At 36.1% G+C, this 4,965-nt stretch carries 8 protein-coding genes; all 8 read right to left on the bottom strand.

Annotation, left to right across the window (positions count from 1 at the left end; translation table 11 throughout):
• Positions 1 to 72 precede the first annotated feature (72 nt).
• Positions 73 to 441: a ribonuclease P gene (locus tag CS921_RS15395; RefSeq protein WP_099225439.1), complete on the bottom strand. Its 369-nt coding sequence runs from the start codon at positions 439 to 441 to the stop codon at positions 73 to 75.
• Positions 441 to 728, bottom strand: coding sequence for a DUF3130 family protein (locus tag CS921_RS15390; protein ID WP_099225437.1), 288 nt, complete (start codon positions 726 to 728; stop codon positions 441 to 443). The genes CS921_RS15395 and CS921_RS15390 overlap by 1 nt, the downstream gene beginning before the upstream one ends.
• 432 nt (positions 729 to 1,160) lie before the next feature.
• Positions 1,161 to 1,817, bottom strand: coding sequence for a CPBP family intramembrane glutamic endopeptidase (locus tag CS921_RS15385; RefSeq protein WP_162921806.1), 657 nt, complete (start codon positions 1,815 to 1,817; stop codon positions 1,161 to 1,163).
• 61 nt (positions 1,818 to 1,878) lie between these two features.
• Positions 1,879 to 2,358, bottom strand: coding sequence for an LMxysn_1693 family intestinal colonization protein (locus CS921_RS15380; protein WP_099225433.1), 480 nt, complete (start codon positions 2,356 to 2,358; stop codon positions 1,879 to 1,881).
• A 384-nt stretch (positions 2,359 to 2,742) separates the two neighbouring features.
• Positions 2,743 to 2,931, bottom strand: a complete 189-nt coding sequence (locus tag CS921_RS15375; protein WP_099225431.1) for a hypothetical protein — start codon at positions 2,929 to 2,931, stop codon at positions 2,743 to 2,745.
• Positions 2,900 to 3,421 (bottom strand): SH3 domain-containing protein, encoded by a 522-nt coding sequence (locus CS921_RS15370; RefSeq protein ID WP_162921805.1) that lies wholly within the window; start codon positions 3,419 to 3,421, stop codon positions 2,900 to 2,902. Before CS921_RS15370 ends, CS921_RS15375 begins: the two co-directional genes overlap by 32 nt.
• Before the next feature lie 322 nt (positions 3,422 to 3,743).
• Positions 3,744 to 4,055, bottom strand: coding sequence for a hypothetical protein (locus CS921_RS15365; protein ID WP_099225427.1), 312 nt, complete (start codon positions 4,053 to 4,055; stop codon positions 3,744 to 3,746).
• A gap of 20 nt (positions 4,056 to 4,075) precedes the next feature.
• Positions 4,076 to 4,882, bottom strand: a complete 807-nt coding sequence (locus tag CS921_RS15360) for an EndoU domain-containing protein (protein WP_240422394.1) — start codon at positions 4,880 to 4,882, stop codon at positions 4,076 to 4,078.
• Positions 4,883 to 4,965: the final 83 nt, after the last annotated feature.

Raw genomic sequence — 4,965 nt, 5'->3', positions numbered from 1 at the left:
CCGCTCGCATCTCTTCATTGGAGCTTTTTAGCTGCTGCTTAAAAAAAGTGATTTCTTGAATATCTATCCGGCTCATCGACACATCTCCTTTCGGAGCTGCGCCTGCTGATCTTGCAACTGCCATTGTTTATTTTTCATTTTTTGCGCTTCCTGGTCGGCCGCATCGATGGACTCTATCATTTCATTGCGCCAGGAACGTGCTTCTTGTTGTTGAAGATCTTCTAAGTAAGAATGATAGCCATTCGCCCGTTCTCCTTGCCAGCCCTGCCGTAATATATCCATCAGTTCATGTTGTTCTCTTTCTATGCCCTGGCTATCTTCCTCTAACCATGCTAGTTGATTTTGTTGTTGCCGAATCTGACTCAGTTGATTCTCCAAGTCTGTTTCCTGCTTCTTCAGAGTGATAAGTTGCTGCTCTCGCTGTATATTCTCTTTATCCATCAGCGATCCCCCAACTTTTCAATACCTTGGCCAACTTCTTGATCTTGGTTGGCATAAGCTTGCCCCATTTGTTCCAGTCGATACGCATCTTTCCGCACCAGTATCACCAAATCTTTCATCGCATCCACACTTGATACGATCGCTTCCTGAAGATCTTGTACAGCGTTCCCATTGGAGTAAGCCATATGCCCACAACTTCGTGAATCATAGGACTGCCCCGCTACATCGTTGCTCAGCTGAGTTGCATGCGCTTGGAATGTGCTTTCTTTGACTTTTACTTCACTCATTCTCGTCACCTTCCTTTTTTGTATCCAACTTCATTATACAAAGGTGACATAAGAATTTCTGTGGACGTTTCGTGAATAATTTGGGCTGTTTTTCCTTATAAATGGCCATTTAATCTGTATTTAGGCAGTTATCTTCTTGAGGTTTCGTGTAAGATTCACCACAGAATTATTCATGAAATCAGTGTGAAATGATTACATCATCACAATTAAATATTTCTTATCACTTGTGAGATTTCTTTCATCATAGATAAAATAATGAAGCAACTTTTTATCCTAAATTAACACCAAAATAAATTAACTCTAAAAATAGTGTTATTGCATAAATTTATTGGATTTTAATATCTCAAAAAAGAAACACGGGTAAGAAAACTTTTACTTGTTTTCTTACCCGTGTTTAGTCCCTATATGTAAATAAATATTTATAAATGCACATTATGATATAAAAGTAATTAAAATACTAAAACAAAGATTATTCAGCATGTGTATGCTTATTGTATACCATATATTATCTGTTTTTAAATATATTAGTCCAAAAAACAAGCCTATAACCATATATGATATGGTTGATACAAAAGTATACTCCAAAAAATAGTGTGCTACTCCAAATAGAAAAGAGGAGCATATTAATCCAAAATATTGGTGTTTGATAAAGATTTTCTTAATGAATAAATATCTAAAATAAACTTCCTCAGTTAAACCTGATGCAACTGTCCCTACTGAAAATATCAAAAAAAGAACTTTTTCTGAAAAGCTTAATCCAGAAAAGGGGATAGCTATCCTATCCAAATCATTCTCATAGACGGGAAATAAGATATTTACAACATTAAAAATTAGTTGGATAGCAATAACTCCTAGGATCGCTATCAGTAACAGCTTCCATTTTGATAAGGACAGCTTTTTCCAATCACTTACCAAGGTATCTTTAAATAAATACAAAGTTATAAAAAAGACAAGAAGTGCTGGAACAAAATTTCCTATCTGTAAAATTACAGGATTTATCGTATATTGTAGAATTACAGTATTGAAGATATACATCAAAATAAGTTGGAAAGGTATTAAAGTACTGCCTATCTTTATTTTAATAGTCATTGTATATACTCCTTCTTCGAAAGCGCACTCATTAAATTCAATAAGCGCGCTTGAATCTTTATTATACTGGAATTCTGTCAACATATGAAGTATTTGAGGTATAAGTATATGTTCCTACATACCTTCCAGAACCATTTTCATATTTTTTCACTTTAACAGTAATTTTAACATTTTGTCTATATTCTTTATAATTACCACTTTTTGATGCATATCCACCTAAAGAAACAAACACGGGTCCTACTTTGGCCTTTACTCCAAAATTGGTCCCTTTACTATATGTTTTTGTTCCTAAATAAACCCTACTTCCTTTTGTCACAGATTGAGATACAGTTTTATAATGGAACCCTGTGGCTTCTCGTAACATAATGCCATTTGTGTTTTCTTGAACCAAATCCCCACTGCTGAAAATTGAAACATCCATTGGCGTGTTTACAGACAAACCATTGTTTTGATTCTCCTTTGCAAATACTGTAGTACCAGGAAAAACTACTGTAATCGCTAAGGCTCCTGCAAGCAACAGAACTAGACTCTTATTCTTCATCTTTTCCCCTCTTCTCATTCGTATTTGGTATTACACAATATATTATAAGGTTAAATAGTTCTATAAAACCAAAAATGTCACGAAATGTCTATTTTCTGTCGCAAATGATAAATGTAAGCATAATTTTTAAAAATATCGCATGTTATTCTAATATTTGCACAAAAAAATTCACCTTTTTCCCAGTAGCAAAGATAGACATTCAAGAGAAAACTAAAAAAGAACCCTCCGCCTAATAGCAGAGGGTCAGCACACCAGTCTTGCGGATACTTTTAACTATTGGACATTTGGCCAGTTGCCTGAGCCATTCCAACTGACTTTTGCTCCTGTATCAGGATGACAGTAAACTCGTACTCGTCCAAACGCTCCCGTTTCAATCTCATAATCCTAACCGCCGCGATCTTTTTTCACAGCATATGTCAGCCCGCCAAATTGTGGCGGATTAATCGTTCCGATGCTGTATTGTGCTTGCAAAGCTGAGGCAGAAAGTGGATAAACCCGCCAGGTTCCTTGATCTGCCGGGAAATAGACATACTGCCCTTTATTAGTAACAGGGGCATGGTTTGACCGGGGCATTAGAGTTCTTGCTAAAAGTGACGTATTGGGAACCGCCAGAGATCCATTCCCCGCTGGATACTCGATACCAACCATCACGACTTTCATAAACAGAATGACCGGAACCCTTTGGCGCGATACGAGTAATGCTGTATTGTGTTCCTGCCCCGCTCCGCACATTCATTTCCATTTTTGTTTTCAGCGTACCAATGGCTTCTGAATATGGCGGAATCGTATATCCACCTCCTGAGCTTTGAGAACTGGATCCTCCCATTTTCTTTCGTACGTCTTCTTTCAATTTATTCCATTCACTTTGATTCTTTGTGTAGTAGCGCGGGCAATCTTTGTAGGCAGCACCCACAATATCCGAATGCCGCCAAAGGTCATTATGAGATAAACCATATTTTTTCAGTAGCTGTGTAGCTAATTCTACACATACGTTATAGTCAGCATCATAGAACTTCCCATTCCAATCAGGGTGCGCATTTTCGATAATGCAAAATAAATGCAAAAAATTTTGCATTCCTATCATTTTCTTTTATTTTGTTTAAAACTACTGAAATGGAGCTGGCGATCGTGTAACTTATATCAATAAATCGCTTAATACCAATGTTTCAAAGGGCTTAGTTTAATAAGAATGCAAAATTAATGCAAAAACCATTATTTTCATGTGTTTTATATGAGATCTGTATTGCAGTTTTTTACTTCTGTAATAAAATTAAGACTTACAAAATTTTATCAATTAGTAAAAGTAAATGCACTCAAAGCGCCGTCTCAAACACAAGAAATCGACCTATCCAAAGAAATAGGCCGACCACCAATAAGTAAAAAAATCAATTTTTTTCTAATGCCATTTTCGCATATGAGATATCTGTAGCCAAATCTAGATTAGAAAATTTCTTTTGTAGCCCCTCAATTGCAACAATAAAACCTTGGCTTTGCAAGTTTTCCGAGATGTCTTCAAAGACCTCACTAATCCATTCTGCTTGCTCACTAGAACATCCTTTTATGAAATCAATGGTTTCTTTTTCATTTTGTGAAAGTAGTATTGTTAGTTCTTCCCACTTTCTATTAATCCGAGGATCGTCTGGAGTCATACGTTTTCTATCCTTGATAATTTGATTTATTTGTTCAATATTTATCATAATTTTTTCCTCACTCCTTTTTATGGTTGTCTAGAATTATCCGGCACAATAGTAGTAATCTTTCCATCTTGTTTAATAATTCCTACTCTAACGCCATCATATTCTCCAAAAGCCCACTTTCCATCAACTAAATTTTTATTTTCTGGAAGATTATTTATATAATTCCCAGCATCTCTAATTTTAGTATCATTCCAACTTTCTGGAAACCAAGATTGACCAGTTCCAGATCGCTTCATTTTATTTTTATGACTAGGAACATTCCCTACTCTAACACCGTTTGGATACTCAGTCACGATATTATACTCAATATTATTTTCTTGTAAATACTTAATATTGCTTTCTCCGTGCCCTCCATTTATGAGTCGATTGTTTGCATTAAAGTCACCTAAATCAGCATGTTTCAAGGTTGAGTCTGGAACATTATTTTTCACACTTATCTGCTGTTCTCGAAGAACTGGCTTACTTCTAATAGCTGCTGTACTAAGTCCTAAGCCTAAAACGGCATTCGCAAAATCGCTTTCCTGCACCCATTCAGCACTATCTTGTACATAGGCGGAAGCTTTTAGTGTAGCACCTGCAACACCACTGTATTTCTTACCACTTAGATAGTAGCCGCCCTCTTTCCAGCCCTCTAGAACCTTCTCTTCAATATCATCTAATGAAAGTACTTGATACCGATCTTTTGATAGATATTGGCCAGTCTTCTTCAAGTAATCGGTCAACTCATAATTACGAACCGCATGGCCATTCTGTTCGAGGATCCACATAACTTCTGGCTTGCCATTTTCTCCCGTATAAACTACTGCATAGATTTCATACGCTTCCAACTCTTTTTCTTTTTTAGCATCAATATCAAGGACTTAGTTTAATAAGAATGCAAAATTAATGCAAAAAACCATTATTTTCATAT

Origin of the sequence: Listeria costaricensis (assembly GCF_900183385.1) — a bacterium.
GTDB lineage: Bacteria > Bacillota > Bacilli > Lactobacillales > Listeriaceae > Listeria > Listeria costaricensis.
Note: the sequence above shows the minus strand (reverse complement) of the source record. Positions and strands in the feature narration are given on the sequence as shown.